The organism is Shewanella sp. 10N.286.52.A9 (assembly GCF_041468985.1).
GTDB classification, from domain to species: Bacteria; Pseudomonadota; Gammaproteobacteria; order Enterobacterales; family Shewanellaceae; genus Shewanella; species Shewanella japonica.
Map to the genome: position 1 here is coordinate 84903 of NZ_JBFRJQ010000009.1, position 18018 is coordinate 102920.

Genomic DNA, 18018 nt, shown 5'->3' on the forward strand with positions numbered 1-18018 from the left:
CGAGCTTAGCAATTTCGCTATGTAAAACTCACATAACTTATTGCTTTTATTTGATAGTTTGAGTTCAATTTATGATATTTACAATTTTATAATCAGCAAAACTGGGAAGAAAACAAAGTAACAAAATGATGGGTAATAGGTACTATCGTCTGAGTAGGAATAAACTTATTTAAACACGGTAAACAAACTCAAAAACCAGACTTAATTTGAAGGATAAAAAAGAAGCCTTTCGGCTTCATTTTAGGCGTTTATTTCGAGAAGCTATGCGTTACAAACTGATCAAATACTTCACTGAGTCCAATATAATTTCTCTGCTATTTTCACAGTAACGTCTATAAGGCGATGAACGTTCAATAATGTTGTACTCAGGGGATAAACATTTACCCACCAATTTTTGTCTTTCAAAAGCGGGGAGCTTTTCTACACGTATATCGTCTAAGCTACCCAATACTTTGGATTCAGCAGTCGACATAAAACTGAAGCTTCTCATCGTCAATAGATGACAAAACCACTCTGAAACTGAAGTCACCCGACTGATGCTTGGTGGTTCGATACCCGATTGACGACAATAGATTTCAAACGGATCTAATTTGTCATTAAACCCCTTTCCTTCAAGAATCAAAAACGGATAGTTGCTAATTTCTTCTAAATCAATATAACCGCTGTTCCAAATAGGGTGATTTCGCCGAGCAGCAATAGAAGTAGAAGTAGAAATACCAATAACTTGAGACTCTAATTCAGTCACACAAGCCCCGCCAAAATTAATCCCGAGGTCGATATCACCTTGATGAATTTTCTCTTCTGAGTATTCGTTCCATAAATGAAGCCTCACTTTACCCAATTTATCCATCACCTCTTCACGGCCTAAAGACAAAGCCAGCGAATTAATAATGATAGGAGTGACAGCAATATTGAGGACTTTAGAAGAATTGGTTTTATTCCCTGCACAAACAATTCTTTCTATATTTGAGGCAGATTCACAAAATTCGCAGATGGGTTGATAAAGGTGCTCAGCTAACGCGGTAGGTTTTAAACCTTGCTGGCGACGATAAAACAACTCGTCGTCAAAGGTCAGCCTAAGTGCTGTGAGGCAGCGACTAATTTTAGGCGCTGAAACGCCAAGCTCTTTTGCAGCAAGATTGGCAAACCCCGTTTCATAGATAATTTTGAAAACCAATAAACTGAATACATCAAGTTCGCTAATTTTTTTTAGTGCTTTTATATCCATGTTATTGCCTGTTTAAATTTCATCCAGCCAAAACATTAGCACTAATATTTACAAAGTATATTGATCCAGTGCAGACTTATTAATCTTGAATCTGCTCATATCTATCTAAATTATTTCATTAAAATCTCTTCCTCAGTTAAATGACGAAATTTTCCACATTCGAGTTGAGTATCTAATTTGATACTACCTATCGACTCACGATGTAATGCCAAAACAGGATTTCTAAAGCGCCCAAACATACGCTTTATTTGATGATACTTACCTTCTTGTAAAGTCACCCTAGCTTGAAAAGTCGATAGAATTTCTAATTTTGCTGGCTTGGTGACTATATCTTCATATCCAAAATGCATCCCCTGTAAAAAACCAGCAATATAGCTTTCATCAAGTGGATTTGCTAACGTCACCAAGTATTGCTTATTAACCTTAGTATCAGGTGCCATCAGCATTTCAGACCAACGGCTATCGTTGGTAATTAATAGTAATCCAGTCGAATGTAAATCTAGGCGACCTGCAATATGCATCAAATCCAGATCGATATTGTCAAGTAATGACAAAGCAGTGGGATGGATACGGTCTTTAGTTGCGCTGACGACACCATCAGGCTTATTTAACATATAGTATTGCCGTGTATGATGTTGTAACCACTCACCATCAAAGCGTATATGAGTAAATTCATCAATTTGTAAATCGACTGACTTACAAATTTCACCATCCACTTCAATGCGATTATCAAGTAATAACAGCCTGACAGCTTTCTTAGAAATTTGCAGCTTTTGAGCAAAAAATTGATCTAACCGACTTCGCTTACTTCGCATTTTATAATTTATTCTCAATTAACTAATTAAAAGAATTAACTTATTCCGATTCATTTAGTTACTTCGTTTGAGTTAACAAACCAAATCGAATACCCTGTTTAAAGGCAAAACAATAAAGGAGTAACATGTCTTTGCAACCAGCTTATCCGATTTTACAGCCAGAAATGAGCATTGTAGACCTAAAACAATCCATTACTGAGTTTGATACCTGGTTAGAACAACAAATAAATAGTTGTTCTATCGCAGAAATACTGCAGCATCGAGCGCAGTTTTTCGACATTTTACTAAATCACCTTTGGCAAGCTACCCCGTTTGAAACCAGCACCATTTCCTTAAATGCAGTGGGTGGTTATGGGCGTAAAACACTTCACCCTTTTTCTGATATTGATATTTGCATTATCCATGACAGTGACTTATCAGCACATGACGCAAACTCCTTAAGCCATTTTTTAACTCAATTATGGGATTTAGGGTTAGATTTGGGCCATGCAGTAAGACGACTTGATGATACTTTTAAAGCCTGCGCAGAAGATGTCACTATTGCGACAACACTGCTAGAAATTAGACATATCTGTGGCCACGAGAATCACCAACACCAAGTTCTGAGTAAGCTTTATGGCGAAACAATTTGGTCAAGTGAAGCATTTTTTGATGCTAAATATGATGAACAAAAAGTGCGACACAATAAGGCGCAAGGCACCGCATTTAATATTGAGCCCAATTTAAAAAACAGTCCCGGTGGCATGAGGGATATTCAAACCATTACCTGGATTGCTCGTAAGCATTTCTCTATTGATGGTTTAAAAGATCTACGCCGACTTAAATTTTTAACTGACGATGAATACGCTGAGTTTATGGAGTGTCAAAACTTCATCTGGCGTGTCCGTTTTGCTTTGCATCAAGCCTCTAACCGCTCTGAAAATCGATTATTACTCCAGCACCAAGCTGAAGTTGCACGTCTGCAAGGTTTTGGCGATAGCGGTAATATCGCCATTGAAAAAATGATGCGCCAATTATTTAGAGCCATGAAACGTATTCGTGAGCTAAATCTAATGTTAATGGCTTATTTCGAACGTGAAATTGTGCCACAAAAAACACCTGTGATAATTGAGATAAATGAAAACTTCCAAATTTATAATGGGCAAATTCACGCTCAAAACCAAGACGTTTTTATTGATCGTACCCAAATCATGTCGATGTTTACCTTTATTGCCATTTATCACGAGCAAGTAACAGGTATCACCCCAGAAACATTACGACTATTGCGCCAAGTGCGACGAAGACTAATGGGTGACTTGCAAGATTATCAGGTTTGCCGAGAGTTATTTGTTAGCTTATTTAAGCACCCTCATGGAATGGGTCTGGCAATAACCTTAATGCATCAGCACGGTATTTTAGCCTCCTACTTACCTCAATGGCGTGAAGTCGTAGGTCAAATGCAGTTTGATTTATTCCATGCATATACAGTAGATGAGCATACTCATAAGCTACTGAAAAAAATATATGGCTTAACTCAAGATGAAGTGCCAGCAGATCAAAAACTGGCTGCTGATATTTTTGAACGTTTTCAAGCGAAAGAATCCATATTATTTGCAGCGTTATTCCATGACTTAGCAAAAGGTCGTGGCGGTGATCATAGTGAGCTTGGCGCAGTAGATGCCAAACTATTCGCAAAGTTTCACGGGTTAAAAACCTCACAACAGCAATTAATCAGCTGGTTAGTTGAGCAACATTTATTAATGTCTATTACGTCTCAACGAATGGATATACACGACCCAGAAGTGGTTAAAACCTTTGCAAAATCAGTTGGTAGTATTACAAAACTTGATGCACTATATTGCCTCACAGTTGCAGATATCCAAGCAACCAATGACGATTTATGGAATGACTGGAAAGCAAGCTTACTTACCGACCTGTATTTTGCAACGCGAAAAGCGCTCAGAAATGGCTTAGAAAATGTGTTGCAATTAAGAACCCTCGTCAGAGAGCACAAACAAGATGCTTTAGGCATTATTAGTCCTAGTGAAGCTCAACTTACTGAAATAAATACCTTGTGGAAACGGTTACCGTTATCATTCTTTAGTAATGCAATTCCAAGTGAAATCGCTAAATACAGTCTAGGTATTCTAAGCCACGAACAAGAAAATCATCCTGATGATCACTCACTCATCATACTTGATGACAGTAGCGTTAAAGGCTGTAGTGATGTGTTTGTTTACACCAAAGACAGACCTGGATTATTTATTTCATTATTTAACACACTGTCGACACTAAAAATTTCCGTTAACCAAGCTCAAATATCTAAAACCAAAGACGGATATGTTGTTGAAGCATTTAAAGTGCTCGATTTTGATGGCAAACCTATTTTTAGTGCCCAACGCCGTAAACAAGTCATTAAAAAATTACGTCAGGTACTCGATGACAATATGTCACCGCCTAAAACTCGACCTTCTCGCCATACCAAAAACTTTGATAATAAACCCACGATTGAGTTTATTCATTCTAAGAAGGCCGACCGCACACTAGTGCATGTACTGGCATTAGAAACCCATGAATTTATGGGACAAATTGCCAGTGCCTTTAGAGCACTCGATCTCAACATTCATTCAGCAGCAATTAGTACTGTGGGCGAACGTGCGGATAATGTATTTGCATTATCTAATCAACATGGCGCACAGTTAACTGAATTGGAGCAAGCTGAACTGCAGGAAAAATTAGTCAAATCGATCACTTCAACATTATAATTGCCCTATCTTTGTTGTATTAGAGCCTTATATGTCTGAAAGTCATAATCAAACTGAAGCCAGTACTATTAATAATGTTGCTGAAACCGATGACACCAATACCGTCGGTTTCAGTTACATTAAAGAATATATCCTTGATAAATCTCATTTTGAAGAAACCTACGACCAATCTGTCGAAGTTAACTTAAGTCCCAAACGGTATCTCAAAGCGATCGCTTTTACTGTTGCAGGATTTTTAATGACATTCACCGATGTGACACCTTATCTTGCCTACTTTTTTATTGGTTTAGGTGGCGTTGAAGCATTACAGGTTCGCTTTAATCGCGCATGGTGGCTAATGAGACAAATGATCAGTAAGTCGGCCAACAATCCCGTTACTATTACGATTAATGAGCAGGGAATACATTCTAAATCTAACTATATTGATCACCTTCTTCCTTGGACAGATATCTGTCGTGCTAAAGAGACCGATGAAGGCTTCTTATTAACCACTCAATCATTAAAGCATTACATTTCTAAGCGTTGCTTAAATGATGCTGCCATAGCGTTTATTAATCTAAAACTGAACTAAAACCATTTTAAGCTGACTAAATAACGTACAAGGCTACCTATGAGCGTAACGAGGTTAAGTCATTAGTAAATTTAAGTGGATAAATACTTCACATTATTTGTCCACATTTTAATGAGTTAACCATGAAAAAAGATGTCACAGTGGCCTTAAACCAATAATAAGTTCTCAAAGGACAACACATGAAAAAGCCAGCTTTTTATACATTCATTTCATTATCACTCATAGTGAGTTCAGCCAGTTTAGCCAATAATACGCAAGCGCCAATTGATATTGTTAATTCACTTACTGTCGCCTGTGAAACAACAGCAACAGAAGAACAAGTGGATAAAAACGAAAGGCAACAGTTTGTATCTGATTGCATCAATGCTCAACTGATTGAAATGGGCTATCAACGCCAACGTCAGCTAGCAAAAACAGATGAGACAAAAGAAAACATTTAACCTGTAAAAACATTGATATAGCCAAAAACAAACCAACACACAACCTAAACAACACCAAGCAAACATAAGTATCAGTTTGTATCAAATCAATTAAACAAATTTTTCATTGATTAAATAGGTGTTAAAGTGGCACCTATTCATCGGTTTAATTGATAAATATAGGTTGTTTGTTTTTGATGTATCGATTATTTTTTGCCTTATTTGTATCACAATTCATTCTTTTTCCTGCCATTGCGGATGAACCTTGTCAACTTGACGGTGATTGCGTTGTTGTAGGTGAATGGGATATTAGTGTTGCAGTTGGCTATGGCAATAAAACTAATCCTATTGCCAATTACGACGACATTCCATTATATGTAATACCATCAATAGCTTACTATGGTGAAAGCTGGTTTTTTGACAACTTTAATTTTGGCTATACCCTAACAGAACAAGAAACCTTTACCATCAACTTAGCAACAAGCTATAGCGATGAACGCGCTTTTTTTTATCGCTGGGATCCTTCTAATATCTTTCTTCCTCAATCTGCTAATACTGACCCAGTTTCTTCTCTACCTAATATTGGAGGGTTTGGAGTACAGAGTGTTGAGCAACCCGTTGTTTTAAATGAACTTGAAAGTCGAAACTTCACCGTATATGGTGGTGCTGAATTATTTTGGTATGGCCAGTTTGGCGTGCTGAAAATCGCAGCCGCTCATGACTTACTGAATGTCCATAACGGGCAAGAAGTAAATATTAGCTGGAACTATTCTTTAGCTGTGAGTGATTGGCGTTTTGATCTCACTCTAGAAACTGAATGGAAAAGCGCTGAAGTCATTGATTATTACTATGGTATTCGCCCCAGTGAAAATGCATACTGGAGTGAACAATACCAACCAAGTTCAGGCTGGAATAAAGCAATAGAATTAACAACGCGATACCGTATATCAGAGCGTTGGGACTTATTATTAGCTTTGCGCCATGCTCTACTTGCAGATGAAATTATAGACAGCCCAATAATAAATGAAGATTACTCCAACTCCTATTTTGCAGGAGCTGCATATAGGTTCTAACCTTGTTCCTCAAAGAACATAAGGTCTATCACCTTTTCGGTATATTAATACTGATTTTTAGTGCTTTCTTTGCCAAAGCTGATACGCTTATCGGGCAAGCACAGCTTTCGGCTACGCCTCGTTTATGTCTTATTGATGCAAATGATAGTATTTGTGAAATTGACATTGAGCTAAATTGGCAGGTCGAAAACGAACAATTGGTTTGTATCCAGTCAAATTACCAACCTATTGCTCGCTGGTGTAGTGATTCAACTGATGAACACTCGTTGCAAATATCAGTAAGTACAAATGAAGATATTCATTTTGTCTTAATAAATAAAAGCAATAATAATGAACTGGCGGAAGTAATCCTAAAAGTCACAAAAACGTCTGAACCCAAAATTCGACGACGTTACCGAAACCCTTGGAGTTTATTTTAATGGCAACCCCCCCATCAACTCATAGAGTTTTATTGGTTGAAGATGATATTCGTCTTGCCAATTTGATTGTGGACTATTTAAAGTCACACGATATGCACGTTGAAGTTGAGCGACGTGGCGATACCGTTCTAACACGATTAATTAGTTACAAGCCTGATATTATTTTACTGGATATCATGCTACCTGGACTTGATGGATTAAGCCTTTGTGAAAAATTACCTGACTATTTTGCAGGTCCAATTTTATTAATGAGCGCATTAGGCTCACCTGAAGATCAAATCAAAGGATTAGAATTGGGTGCAGACGACTACGTAGTTAAGCCTGTTGACCCTAGTTTATTAGTAGCTAGAATCAATAACTTACTTCGCCGTCAGGCACAGCCTTCAAAACCTGAGTCACACTGTTTAAGTTTTGGTAAATTAAGTATTGATCCTCATACTCAAGCTATTCGCTTGGGGAATACGGAAGTAGACCTAACTAGCCATGAATTTGAGTTATTATGGTTATTAGCCTCACAAGCGGGCCAAGTGTTGAGTCGTCAATACATTTACCAATACCTGCTTAATATTGACTTTGATGGTAAAGATAGAAAAATCGATGTCCGTATTTCGCGTTTGCGTAAAAAGCTAGGCGACAGTATTGAGACACCATTCAGAATTAAAACTGTTTGGGGACAAGGTTATTTATTCGCGCCGGAAGCGTGGAATAACTAATCGAGTTATAGAAGACTTTGAAAAGACTCTTCATCAGCCTATACCTATTATTAAGCTTAAGCTTTTTAGGTATAGGCTGGACTTTAGATAGCCTCTGGCAACAACAAGTCGACGATCACGACAACATAGACTCGCCTTTAATTGCTTTTGCCCTTCTATTGGCGCAACAACCTAAAGCTGATCGACAACAGCAGCTAGAAGCGATCATCGAAAAATACCCATACCCCTTACAACTATTTGAAAAACATGAAATAGCACTCAGTGCTGAAGTGGTGTTCTCTGACAATCAAATCATTACCACCACAGCAGATAAAGATCATGAACTGCAATTCATTGCTGTAGGCGATCAAGTCCTGATGGCAGGGCCTGTGGATGTTGACCCGAGGGGCCAGCTTAGAAACTTGTTCACCATTTTCTTTTATTTATTACTCGCATTTGTTGCGCTAATTTGGGTTTGGCCTTTATCAAAAGACCTTAAAACATTAAAAAAAGCGACCCAAAACTTTGGTGAGGCCAAGTGGAACACTCGCATCGAACTTAATGCAGGTTCACAGGTTGCACCACTGGCCAATACATTCAATGATATGGCAAAACATATCAGTGACTTAATTGAGAACCAGAAACACCTATCCAATGCTGTATCGCACGAGATAAGAACCCCTTTAGCGAGATTAAAGTTTGCTTTAGCGCTTCTACCTCAATACTGCCTTCCTAAAAGTGATGCAGAGCGCAGACAAGCTTTTCTAGATGAAATGCAGTTAGACATAAAAGAAATGGAAACCTTACTGCAAGAGCTATTAACCTATGCAAGCCTTGAGGTTCAACTAGAGCCGACATTAGAAAAATGCGAACTAGTGAGTCTTACAGAGGATCTCGTCAGCCGCCTGCAGCCATTGAATGAGAAACCTATTCACTTTCATCACTCGATGAATAACATGGGTATTATGGCGGAAACATCGCTTGTCGAGCGAGCGATTCAGAACCTAGTGACAAACGCACAACGATACGCCAACACCGATATTCATATCTATCTAAGTTATGATGAAAGGCAAGTCTATTTAGCGGTAGTCAATGATGGTGAAGCTATCCCAGAAGAAGATCAGCCTAAACTTTTTGAGCCATTTTATCGTAGTAAATCTCAACATAAAGGCAATAAAGGACACGGATTAGGCTTAGCGATTATTAAACGAATAATGCAGCGCCATAAAGGACAAGTGAAGTTAGAAAGTGACCACAAGGCCACGACTTTTACGTTAATATGGCCAAGGTAAATCCAACACCTTAGCGAGTTTAATCTAACGAAAAATCCCCAAAATCAAGGTCATCATCTGGCTTTTCATCAAAATCAAATTGAGGGTTAACTTCGGCTTGCTGCTGTTTTACCGCTATTTGATGCGCTTTATATTTTGCATATTGCCTACGACGTTTACGCTGTATACATAAGCGAATAATATTGTGCTTTTGCGCGTCACTAAAATGAAGCCAGTTAAAACGTTCATCTCGGTTTCTTAAGCAGCCCACACAATATCCGCGCGCATCTGTTTGACACACACCTATACACGGACTGGGTACCGACAGAAAACTGAGTTGCTCCATAACCTCTTTCGTATTGCACAATAATCATTCTAACTTAGCATTAAATAAGCAGATTGCCATATAACTAAACAATTATTCATCAATTAATCAGTAGCATGCCATCGCTAACATTGGTTAAAGCACTGAATTTGCATTAAGCTAACAGTAAGTTTATGAACAAACTGCCGTTAAATTAATAACTACATTGTGCTTAAAACATTTCATTAAAGCATGAGTTGCAGTCTGAAACGTTCGAATTAATGGAGAGTCTATGTTTTATCGATATATGATGTTATTTACCATGCTACTGTGTCTTGGGGCTTGCCAAAGCACCAATGTTCAGTCTGATTATGATACCAAGTATGATTTCTCTGATCTAAAAACGTTCCATTTCATTGATACGCCAGATCAAGGCGATCCACTAAGCGCTGAACGCATTCGTGCAAATATTCTTTCTACTCTCACAGCTAAGGGGTTTGTTGAACAACAAGAAAACAGCGATTTTACTGTTAGTTATGGCTTTTTAACCAAAGATAAACCTAAAAGCTCTGGGTTATCGATTGGTTTAGGTACTGGCACCAGTGGGAGCCACGGTGGTGTCGGTGTGGGCACCAGTATGGGGATCCCAATCGGTAGTGACAGTGCGAAAATCCAAGTTATTCAAGTAGATATCATCGATGCAAAAGAGAACCGCCTTATCTGGCGTGGAACAGATGAGTTTGATTTTGAATCTGGCGGCGACGAGAAAGTCGTAGAAACCAGTAAAACCATCACCAATATACTGGCCTTATTCCCCCCTAGCCCTAAGGTTAACTAAGCAGCCAAAGTGTTAAAACAACTTCAAGGTACTTAATCAAAAACAAAAAGTCCGCATAGTGCGGACTTTTATTTTACTGCTATAAGGTTAGCTCGTAACTATCCATTATTGTGCTTATTCATTATGGCGCTAGTTTCATTATCGTCACTATTTACTAATACCATGATTGACTACTACTATCGTCAGTATCAGAAAAATAGCGATTAATGACCTTCAGCAAACAAGTAGTTCAACCAACCTTGCATACGCAGTAATACTTTACGAATGATCGATACATGAGTGAAATGCTCAGTATAAATGGCCGATTGCCCAGCGACACCCGCAGGTAATGTTCTAAGCAATTCATTTTCATCGTCAAGCTCAATCAATACCAGAGCACGACCACGCTGGAACAATTGATTAGAAGACCGAAGTGCCCCGCCAAACTGTAACTCACCTTCAGCCATTGCTGGTAACACCTTAGCTACTCGGCCTTTATGAACAACCCCTGGCATTGCATCTAAAATAATTTCAGCTTCATCACCCTCTTTAAGACGTAATAATGAGTTTTGCCAAAACGCACCAGCAAAGTATCTATCTTCATCAGGTATAAACGTCATCGCAGGCCTAAGGGGAATAGGCACTGCCATTACACCAGGACGAAGAGCCATTTGAGTCACAACACCGTCAACGGGTGCACGTACCTCTGTACTGTCTAAATTAAATTGCGCCTCTTCTAGTTGCGCTTGAATAACCGCAACATCGGTATTCACTCCATCAATATTAGATTGATAAGCCAATCGATAGCGAATTTCTTCTGCTTCAGCGGCTTTAAACTGTGCTTCAGCAGATAAATATGACTGGCGTTTGTTATCGAGTTCAATTTCTGAGAATGGCGAGTTTTTACCACCTTTTCGCTTACCTTCATCATAACGTTCAAAAGCTGATTTCGCTCTATCGCGATTAGCTTCTGCTTGAGTTACACGAGCAATAGCACTATCCCAAGATGCTTTTAATTGCGGTACTGCTTGCTTAGCATCTTCTAGTGCAGCTTGCTTTTGTTTAACCGCAGCAATAAATGGTGTCGGGTCTATTTTAAATAAAACATCGCCTTTCTTCACTGGAATATTAGGCTTCACATTCACTTCAACCACTAATCCACGTACAGCAGGGTTGATTGGAATAGATACAAAGTACTCACGTGCAAAACGAGTATAAGGATGGTTATAGTTCATTAAGATAAGCAGTGTACCAATTAACACAATACCGCCTAATACTGCTGTCGGTACTGTCCATTTGGTTAATGGGATCTTAAATATCTTGAATATTGCTACACAAAACGCGGTGTAAGTTAAAATCAGTAGTAGATCCATGATTACACCTCTTGCTTAGGTTGTTGTTCTGGCGTGTTTTCTGAAACCTTGTCAGTTTTTAGCGTCTCAATAGAGGCTAAGCGCTGATTTAAATCTTCAACCTTTTCCATTAACTCGCGTACCTCACCTTCAAGAATTAACTCTCGCTTTTTACCATTACTAAATCCCCAGCCTCTATCTTCACGATACAAGGTTGCCCAAATCCATAAAAATGGCCAAATAGCATGCATGGTAAAAAGACTCACCCAACCCGCTATATGCAATGCATCCTGCTGAGGGTGATTACGTTTCTTGGCAATTTCATAGGGAATATCATGAATTGCAATCACACCGTAAAAAATCACTAGCGCTACAAAAAACAGCAGCCCTAATGCAAAATAATCCAAAAACATATGACTCTCCTATCGACTCATAGCCAGAAAACCAACCAGTATTGTTTTAAGTTAACCTCACCAATTCGCAACCAATTAGCGCAACACAAACACAACCTCAAGATAACACATGAATATCAATAAAATAACTATAAAACACTGTTTATTCGTTAAAAAAATAACTCTTTTCACGTGATCTTTTACACATTTATAGGCTTTGCTAATCAATCAAGTTTGAATACAAGTTAACATTCTGCAGCAAACTCCCTACAGGCTTCCTAGAAGGTAAAACAATGAACGCGAAGACCCCATTAGATTTTGGTACTGCCGGTACTGAAGGTGCGATTAAAGCTATGCTGCTAGGATGTGGTGAACTAGGCAAAGAGGTAGCAATTGAGCTACAACGATACGGAATAGAAGTGATTGGTGTAGACCGTTACCCTAACGCACCAGCCATGCAAGTGGCACACCGAAGTCATGTGGTAAATATGTTGGATGAAGTGGCGTTAAAAGCTGTCATTGAGCTAGAAAAGCCTCATCTAGTCATTCCAGAAATTGAAGCTATTGCTACTCAAGCTTTAGTGGAACTTGAAGCCACTGGTATTAATATCATCCCTACAGCCAAAGCAACGCAGCTGACGATGGATCGAGAAGGGATCAGACGTTTAGCAGCTGAAACCTTAGGTATCCCGACTTCACCTTATTATTTTTGCGATACCTTAGCTGAATTTACTAAAGCAATTGAAGATATTGGCTTGCCTTGCGTGGTAAAACCCGTCATGAGTTCATCAGGCAAAGGCCAAAGTGTGATCAAATCAGCACAGCAAATTGAACAAGCTTGGCAATATGCTCAAGAAGGCGGCCGTGCAGGCGGTGGGCGCGTCATTGTCGAGGGCTTTGTGGATTTTGACTATGAAATTACCTTACTCACCATCAGTGCAGTCAACGGTATTCATTATTGTGCCCCAATTGGTCATCGACAAGAAGACGGCGATTACCGTGAATCATGGCAACCGCAAGCCATGTCAGCCATTGCATTAGCAAAATCGCAAGAAATCGGCCAAGCGGTAGTCAAGGCATTAGGCGGTTTCGGCTTATTTGGCGTTGAATTATTCATTAAAGGCGATGATGTGTATTTTTCAGAAGTATCTCCTCGTCCACACGATACCGGACTGGTGACGTTAATTAGCCAAGATGAATCAGAATTTGCGCTACATGTACGTGCGATTTTGGGCTTACCTATTACGCAAATTAAGCAACATGGTTCGAGTGCTTCTGCAGTCATTTTAGCTGAAGGTAGCTCAGATAATATTCGCTACCAAGGCGTTGCCAACGCATTAGTTGAGCCAGATACTCAAGTTAAGTTATTTGGTAAGCCAGATATCGACGGCCGCAGAAGATTAGGCGTTGCATTAGCTAGAGATACCGATATTGATTTAGCAATAGCTAAAGCTAAACGAGCAGCTGCAAAAGTAAACGTGATTACCTAGGGCTTGACGACTTATGGCCTCTCTCTTGCCGACATTGAGCTTACTGGCATTAACTAAGTGACATTAGCTAAATGACGGTAGCTTTAAAATTAAAAAAGCCTAACATCTGTTGTTAGGCTTTTTTTATGATTGTTGGTTATCACTACATTTTGCAGACTGTGTTAATTTATCCAGCAAAGTCTAGTTAACTTGATGGCAAGGCTTACCCTGTAAAAATTGCTCTATGTTATTAACTGCTATTGTTAACAGGTTTTGTCTTGCTTCTATCGTCGCCCAAGCAATATGCGGAGTAATGACAATATTGTTAGCTGATAACAAGGGGTTATCTTTTGCTGGGGGTTCAGTCGAAAGCACATCCACAGCGGCAAATAACTTACGCTGATTTAGTGCTAATGCCAGTGCATCCTCATCAATCAATCCGCCTCTAGCTGTGTTGACTAATAACGCACCAGGTTTTAACAAACCTAAACTCTGACTGTTAATGAGTTTATCTGTCGTCTCATTTAGCGGGCAATGCAATGAAACAATATCAGCTTGAGTCAGTAATACCTCTAAGGGCTGCCAACTTACATTAAGAGGTAAATTGGTTTTCTTTGAGCCACTAGTAATAATGACGTTCATATTGAATGCTAAGGCCAATGTAGCAACCTGTTGACCAATATCCCCATAACCCACAATGCCAATGGTTTTGCCTTTTAGTGACATTAATGGTGATAAGGTAAAACAAAAATCTCTCGCATTCGACCATTGACCTTGCTTAACCGCCTCATCATGCAAAGACACTTGCTGGCTATGCTGCAAAATAAGAGCAAACACCATTTGCGCAACTGCATCAGGACCGTATGCTGGCACATTCGTCACAACGATATTACGGGAACTGGCCGCAGTCATATCAACGACATTGGTTCCTGTTGCCGTCACACCGATATATTTAAGCTTTGGGCAATGCTCAATAACCTTGTTCGTTATAACGGCTTTATTGGTTAGTATTATATCGGCATCACGACTTCGAGAAATGATTTGATCATGTTCAGTGTGCTCAAACACCTCTATATCCCCGAACTGTGAAAGCGCATCCCAACTTAGGTCGCCTGGGTTAAGCGTATAACCATCAAGCACTACAATTTTCATACTCGCTCACCCACCTATAATTTACAGTGCTTGAATTTAACCGTGCTAAAAAGCGTTTTTAGAATCTAACCTCTAAACCCACATTCGCTTGCCCTTGCCACATAACATCTCCCGAAATATGCCAAAGACATTCATTAGGACCACAAAGGAAGGTGTTATCGGAATTTATAAAGGTGGCATAACCTCTCACATCAGCAAATAAAGCAACTTGTGGAGTTATTTCAAATGCTGCACCGCCACCAAATCCCATTGAAAATCGCGTTTCAGATGAGTAGTTACCGCTTGGTCTAAGATGAGTTGCACCGACAGTGGCAGTGACATAAGGTTTAAATTTGCCATTAGGGAAATATAGACTGCCACCTAAATGGAAATAATCGACATCCAGTTCATTAAAAATTTCATCACTAAATGCGCCACTTCTAACATCTGTCGCTTGTGTACTATAAAGGAAGTAGATATTGCCAGGATCTTTTGTGGTTGTACCTATCATGACACCATAGTGCTCTGATTCTGATATTTTCAGTTTGCCAGTTTCATCGGTACTCACTTCTGAAATATCAAATTCAGATGTACCAAAACTGTAGCCGCCAAAAGGTGATACATATATCTCGGCACTTGCAGGCAAAGCCGCAGCGGATAAAGATAGCGCGCAAATAAAAGAACGTAATTTCATGTGTAACTCCATGTACAACAACCAATGTCATAAGCAAAACACGGTAAATACCGCATTAATCGAATACTAACGCATCCCTCTTGACGCTTTAACCGTTTCATACGCAGATTGAATATCTTGGGCTTTAGATTTAGCAAGCTCCATCATTTCTTCAGGTAAGCCTTTTGCAAGTAACTTATCAGGGTGATGTTCATTCATTAATTTACGATAAGCACGTTTAATCTCTTGGTCACTGGAGGACTCCTGCTTACCCAGTAAAGAATACGCATCATCCAACTGCATATTATTGCCTTTGCCAGATTGGTGATGGTGAAACTCAGCTTGCCAACGACTAAGTAGTGCGTCTAAGTGAGCTTGCCCCAAACCTAACTCTTTGGCAACTGTAGATAAAATTTGTTTTTCTTTACTGTGTAATTCACCATCAGAAAGCGCTGTTTGAATTTGTATTTCTAAAAACATTTGTAGAATTTCACTACGGCCTTGTGCCATAGCTCGAAATTCTTGCAAGGTTTTAACCAAATCAAATTGTGCATCTCGACCAGCTCTGAAGGCCGCTTGTGCATCACGCCTCGCATCACCGGTGAGCTTCATTTGATCCATCAGCATTGTAGCAATGCGAATATCCACATCGGTTACGTGTCCAGATGCTTTAGCAACATGGCCCATCACCATAAATGTAGTGTTAAAAAATTGAGCTTGCCTCTCATGACCTTTGCGCACTAAATCGGCCAACCCTGCCCGTTTATCAAAAGCATGCCCCAGCCATAAACCGATTAAAGCGCCAAAAAATTTGCCCGCCATAAATCCAATGACAAACCCAAAAAACTTACCCCAAATGCGCATTGAATTTCCTGCTAATTAATCATGGTAAACATGAGCTCACCATGTAATGAATTTATTGATTCTCAATATAATGTGTTAACTGTGTTAATCGCTCGATTGTACCGACATCACACCAATAGGATTGAAAGTGGCTCGCCGCCAATGTTTCACTCGCTAGTTTTTGCCTTAACAATGGTCCTAAACCACTTTTACCCGCTGTTAGTTCTGTGAACATCTTAGGGTGATAAATTCCCATACCTGAATAGGTTAATTTGTCCTGTTCACTTTCAGCTAGCATATTGTCTATTATAGCAAAATCCCCGCTAGGATTATGCGTAGGATTATCCACTAACCACAAAAAAGCATCTAATGCTGAATTTGACGCCATCACATCTATTGCCTGCGTTATATCAGGTAACTTATCGATATAAATATCACCATTAATAACAAAAAACGGCTCATGACCGATAAGAGGCAATGCCTGCTTAATACCACCTGCCGTTTCCAGAGCTGTTTCCTCGGCACTGTATTTAATCGTTATGCCCCATCGACTTCCGTCGCCTAAACTGTCGACAAGCTTATGCCCAAGCCAGGCATGATTAATAATAACGTCTTGAAATCCTGCTTGAGCTAATTTGTCTAAATGGTACTCAATTAATGCTTTTCCAGCCGCCTTTACCATTGGTTTAGGTAATGTGTCAGTTAAAGGTCGTAATCTCTCACCACGGCCAGCAGCTAAAATCATTGCTTTCATTCTATCTCCAACAAAATAGGTAACTTATTAATTCGCTACTGATTTCTTTACTTTGATATCAGAGGGAACACTCGCTCTTTAACCCATAAGCCAAACTCTTCTAGCTGAGGATAAAGCGCCGAGACCTCGACGATATAAGTGAGTGTTAACGGAATATCTTTTAAATAACCTGGTTTTGCATCTCGGTGATGTAACCTTGCAAAAATACCTGCGGCTTTGATATGGCGTTGTAATCCCATTAAATCAAACCAAGACTCATACTGCTCAAATGACACAGACTCATCAATGAACTGATGCTGCTGACAAAGACGAAAATGAGATTGCTTTAACTCATCAACGATGTCTTTTGGCCATTTGATATAGCAATCTCGTAAAAGAGACACGGCATCATAAGTCACAGGGCCTATCACTGCATCTTGAAAATCAATCACACCGAGTTGCTTATCCACCAGTAAAATATTGCGGCTATGATAATCTCGATGCATGCCGACATGTGGCTGAGCGATAGCATTTTCTATCAGCACACTAAATGCGTGTGAGATAATTTGCTTATCATGGTCTGATAAAGTTAATTTCAGATGTGTTCCTAACAGCCATTCACTAAAAATCGCTAATTCACGTTCAACAAATTGACGATCATATAAAGGCAGCTCACCTGAGGCGGTAGCTTTGACTTGTGCAATTTGTGGTAGTAATTCGAGTGCTTGAGTATAAAGCGGCTTAACTGTTTGCAGATTTAACTGATTAATTAGCTGCTCATCACCTAAATCAGACTGCAAAACAAATCCTGACACATTATCTTGAGCAATAATTTCAGGTACAACTAATCCGACTTTTTGATACGAAATTGCCATATCAATAAAAGGTTGTATTGGCACAAGCTCGATCGGTGAATCTGAGACTATATAAGACTTTGCTAAATGTTTAACTCTAAAATAACGGCGAAAACTTGCGTCTCCACAGATTAGCTCTATCTCGACTTCTGTCTTAAAATATTGACTTAACCACTTCCTAAGTAAAATAAATCTTGTATCAGATAAAGTCATCTCAA

Annotated in this window: 19 protein-coding genes; 9 read left to right on the forward strand and 10 right to left on the reverse strand. The window is 39.3% G+C overall.

Going from position 1 to position 18018, the window contains the following annotated elements; translation table 11 throughout:
* Positions 1-268 precede the first annotated feature (268 nt).
* Positions 269-1228, reverse strand: a complete 960-nt coding sequence (locus tag AB4128_RS08710; protein WP_080915159.1) for a LysR family transcriptional regulator — start codon at positions 1226-1228, stop codon at positions 269-271.
* Between the two features lie 110 nt (positions 1229-1338).
* Positions 1339-2043, reverse strand: a complete 705-nt coding sequence (locus AB4128_RS08715; protein WP_055024299.1) for a 16S rRNA pseudouridine(516) synthase — start codon at positions 2041-2043, stop codon at positions 1339-1341.
* A gap of 125 nt (positions 2044-2168) precedes the next feature.
* On the opposite strand from AB4128_RS08715, the gene glnD reads away from it, so the two are divergent.
* The 7 genes from glnD (at position 2169) to AB4128_RS08750 (ending at position 9253) form a co-directional block, all read left to right on the forward strand.
* Positions 2169-4787 carry a [protein-PII] uridylyltransferase gene (glnD, locus tag AB4128_RS08720; RefSeq protein WP_055024300.1) on the forward strand — a complete coding sequence of 873 codons (2619 nt, stop codon included), beginning with the start codon at positions 2169-2171 and terminating at the stop codon, positions 4785-4787.
* A 31-nt stretch (positions 4788-4818) separates the two neighbouring features.
* Positions 4819-5358: a YcxB family protein gene (locus AB4128_RS08725; protein WP_082419967.1), complete on the forward strand. Its 540-nt coding sequence runs from the start codon at positions 4819-4821 to the stop codon at positions 5356-5358.
* A 179-nt stretch (positions 5359-5537) separates the two neighbouring features.
* The gene (locus AB4128_RS08730) at positions 5538-5798 is read left to right on the forward strand and encodes a hypothetical protein (protein ID WP_065108984.1); all 261 of its coding nucleotides are present in this window, start codon (positions 5538-5540) and stop codon (positions 5796-5798) included.
* 176 nt (positions 5799-5974) lie between these two features.
* Positions 5975-6850, forward strand: coding sequence for a MipA/OmpV family protein (locus AB4128_RS08735; RefSeq protein WP_055024302.1), 876 nt, complete (start codon positions 5975-5977; stop codon positions 6848-6850).
* A 2-nt stretch (positions 6851-6852) separates the two neighbouring features.
* Complete coding sequence (locus AB4128_RS08740; protein ID WP_055024303.1) at positions 6853-7269, forward strand: DUF3019 domain-containing protein; 417 nt, start codon at positions 6853-6855, stop codon at positions 7267-7269.
* Entirely contained in the window at positions 7269-7982 is a 714-nt protein-coding gene (locus AB4128_RS08745) for a winged helix-turn-helix domain-containing protein (RefSeq protein ID WP_055024304.1), read from the forward strand. Before AB4128_RS08740 ends, AB4128_RS08745 begins: the two co-directional genes overlap by 1 nt.
* A 17-nt stretch (positions 7983-7999) precedes the next feature.
* On the forward strand, positions 8000-9253 hold the full coding sequence (locus AB4128_RS08750) for an ATP-binding protein (protein WP_372037459.1): 1254 nt from the start codon (positions 8000-8002) through the stop codon (positions 9251-9253).
* A 19-nt stretch (positions 9254-9272) separates the two neighbouring features.
* Here the strand turns inward: AB4128_RS08750 and AB4128_RS08755 are convergent, their stop codons facing one another.
* Positions 9273-9578: a DUF1289 domain-containing protein gene (locus AB4128_RS08755; protein WP_065108980.1), complete on the reverse strand. Its 306-nt coding sequence runs from the start codon at positions 9576-9578 to the stop codon at positions 9273-9275.
* Between the two features lie 250 nt (positions 9579-9828).
* On the opposite strand from AB4128_RS08755, the gene AB4128_RS08760 reads away from it, so the two are divergent.
* On the forward strand, positions 9829-10374 hold the full coding sequence (locus AB4128_RS08760; protein ID WP_065108979.1) for a DUF4136 domain-containing protein: 546 nt from the start codon (positions 9829-9831) through the stop codon (positions 10372-10374).
* Positions 10375-10577: 203 nt separating this feature from the next.
* Here the strand turns inward: AB4128_RS08760 and AB4128_RS08765 are convergent, their stop codons facing one another.
* A complete protein-coding gene (locus AB4128_RS08765) occupies positions 10578-11726 on the reverse strand; it encodes an HlyD family secretion protein (protein WP_055024308.1) in 1149 nt (382 codons plus the stop codon).
* A gap of 2 nt (positions 11727-11728) precedes the next feature.
* A complete protein-coding gene (locus AB4128_RS08770) occupies positions 11729-12118 on the reverse strand; it encodes a DUF3302 domain-containing protein (protein ID WP_372037460.1) in 390 nt (129 codons plus the stop codon).
* 272 nt (positions 12119-12390) lie between these two features.
* Here AB4128_RS08770 and purT point away from each other — a divergent pair, with 272 nt between their 5' ends.
* Positions 12391-13587: a formate-dependent phosphoribosylglycinamide formyltransferase gene (gene purT / locus AB4128_RS08775; RefSeq protein WP_372037461.1), complete on the forward strand. Its 1197-nt coding sequence runs from the start codon at positions 12391-12393 to the stop codon at positions 13585-13587.
* A 180-nt stretch (positions 13588-13767) separates the two neighbouring features.
* Here purT and AB4128_RS08780 read toward each other — a convergent pair whose 3' ends face one another.
* The 5 genes from AB4128_RS08780 to AB4128_RS08800 all read right to left on the reverse strand — a co-directional run bounded on the left by AB4128_RS08780 (position 13768) and on the right by AB4128_RS08800 (position 18013).
* Positions 13768-14718 carry a D-2-hydroxyacid dehydrogenase gene (locus tag AB4128_RS08780; RefSeq protein WP_372037462.1) on the reverse strand — a complete coding sequence of 317 codons (951 nt, stop codon included), beginning with the start codon at positions 14716-14718 and terminating at the stop codon, positions 13768-13770.
* Positions 14719-14776: 58 nt separating this feature from the next.
* Positions 14777-15391 carry an outer membrane beta-barrel protein gene (locus AB4128_RS08785; RefSeq protein ID WP_055024312.1) on the reverse strand — a complete coding sequence of 205 codons (615 nt, stop codon included), beginning with the start codon at positions 15389-15391 and terminating at the stop codon, positions 14777-14779.
* Positions 15392-15457: 66 nt separating this feature from the next.
* Positions 15458-16234 carry a co-chaperone DjlA gene (gene djlA / locus AB4128_RS08790; RefSeq protein WP_372037463.1) on the reverse strand — a complete coding sequence of 259 codons (777 nt, stop codon included), beginning with the start codon at positions 16232-16234 and terminating at the stop codon, positions 15458-15460.
* 52 nt (positions 16235-16286) lie between these two features.
* On the reverse strand, positions 16287-16967 hold the full coding sequence (gene murU, locus AB4128_RS08795) for an N-acetylmuramate alpha-1-phosphate uridylyltransferase MurU (RefSeq protein WP_372037464.1): 681 nt from the start codon (positions 16965-16967) through the stop codon (positions 16287-16289).
* 47 nt (positions 16968-17014) lie between these two features.
* Positions 17015-18013, reverse strand: coding sequence for an aminoglycoside phosphotransferase family protein (locus AB4128_RS08800; protein ID WP_372037465.1), 999 nt, complete (start codon positions 18011-18013; stop codon positions 17015-17017).
* Between the last annotated feature and the right edge of the window lie 5 nt (positions 18014-18018).

Excerpts from the sequence above, each read along its gene's own strand:
- AB4128_RS08710 (WP_080915159.1), bottom strand. The coding sequence starts at position 1,228 with ATGGATATAAAAGCACTAAAAAAAATTAGCGAACTTGATGTATTCAGT.
- AB4128_RS08715 (WP_055024299.1), bottom strand. The coding sequence starts at position 2,043 with ATGCGAAGTAAGCGAAGTCGGTTAGATCAATTTTTTGCTCAAAAGCTG.
- glnD (WP_055024300.1), top strand. The coding sequence starts at position 2,169 with ATGTCTTTGCAACCAGCTTATCCGATTTTACAGCCAGAAATGAGCATT.
- AB4128_RS08725 (WP_082419967.1), top strand. The coding sequence starts at position 4,819 with ATGTCTGAAAGTCATAATCAAACTGAAGCCAGTACTATTAATAATGTT.
- AB4128_RS08730 (WP_065108984.1), top strand. The coding sequence starts at position 5,538 with ATGAAAAAGCCAGCTTTTTATACATTCATTTCATTATCACTCATAGTG.
- AB4128_RS08735 (WP_055024302.1), top strand. The coding sequence starts at position 5,975 with ATGTATCGATTATTTTTTGCCTTATTTGTATCACAATTCATTCTTTTT.
- AB4128_RS08745 (WP_055024304.1), top strand. The coding sequence starts at position 7,269 with ATGGCAACCCCCCCATCAACTCATAGAGTTTTATTGGTTGAAGATGAT.
- AB4128_RS08755 (WP_065108980.1), bottom strand. The coding sequence starts at position 9,578 with ATGGAGCAACTCAGTTTTCTGTCGGTACCCAGTCCGTGTATAGGTGTG.
- AB4128_RS08760 (WP_065108979.1), top strand. The coding sequence starts at position 9,829 with ATGTTTTATCGATATATGATGTTATTTACCATGCTACTGTGTCTTGGG.
- AB4128_RS08765 (WP_055024308.1), bottom strand. The coding sequence starts at position 11,726 with ATGGATCTACTACTGATTTTAACTTACACCGCGTTTTGTGTAGCAATA.
- AB4128_RS08770 (WP_372037460.1), bottom strand. The coding sequence starts at position 12,118 with ATGTTTTTGGATTATTTTGCATTAGGGCTGCTGTTTTTTGTAGCGCTA.
- purT (WP_372037461.1), top strand. The coding sequence starts at position 12,391 with ATGAACGCGAAGACCCCATTAGATTTTGGTACTGCCGGTACTGAAGGT.
- AB4128_RS08780 (WP_372037462.1), bottom strand. The coding sequence starts at position 14,718 with ATGAAAATTGTAGTGCTTGATGGTTATACGCTTAACCCAGGCGACCTA.
- AB4128_RS08785 (WP_055024312.1), bottom strand. The coding sequence starts at position 15,391 with ATGAAATTACGTTCTTTTATTTGCGCGCTATCTTTATCCGCTGCGGCT.
- djlA (WP_372037463.1), bottom strand. The coding sequence starts at position 16,234 with ATGCGCATTTGGGGTAAGTTTTTTGGGTTTGTCATTGGATTTATGGCG.
- murU (WP_372037464.1), bottom strand. The coding sequence starts at position 16,967 with ATGAAAGCAATGATTTTAGCTGCTGGCCGTGGTGAGAGATTACGACCT.
- AB4128_RS08800 (WP_372037465.1), bottom strand. The coding sequence starts at position 18,013 with ATGACTTTATCTGATACAAGATTTATTTTACTTAGGAAGTGGTTAAGT.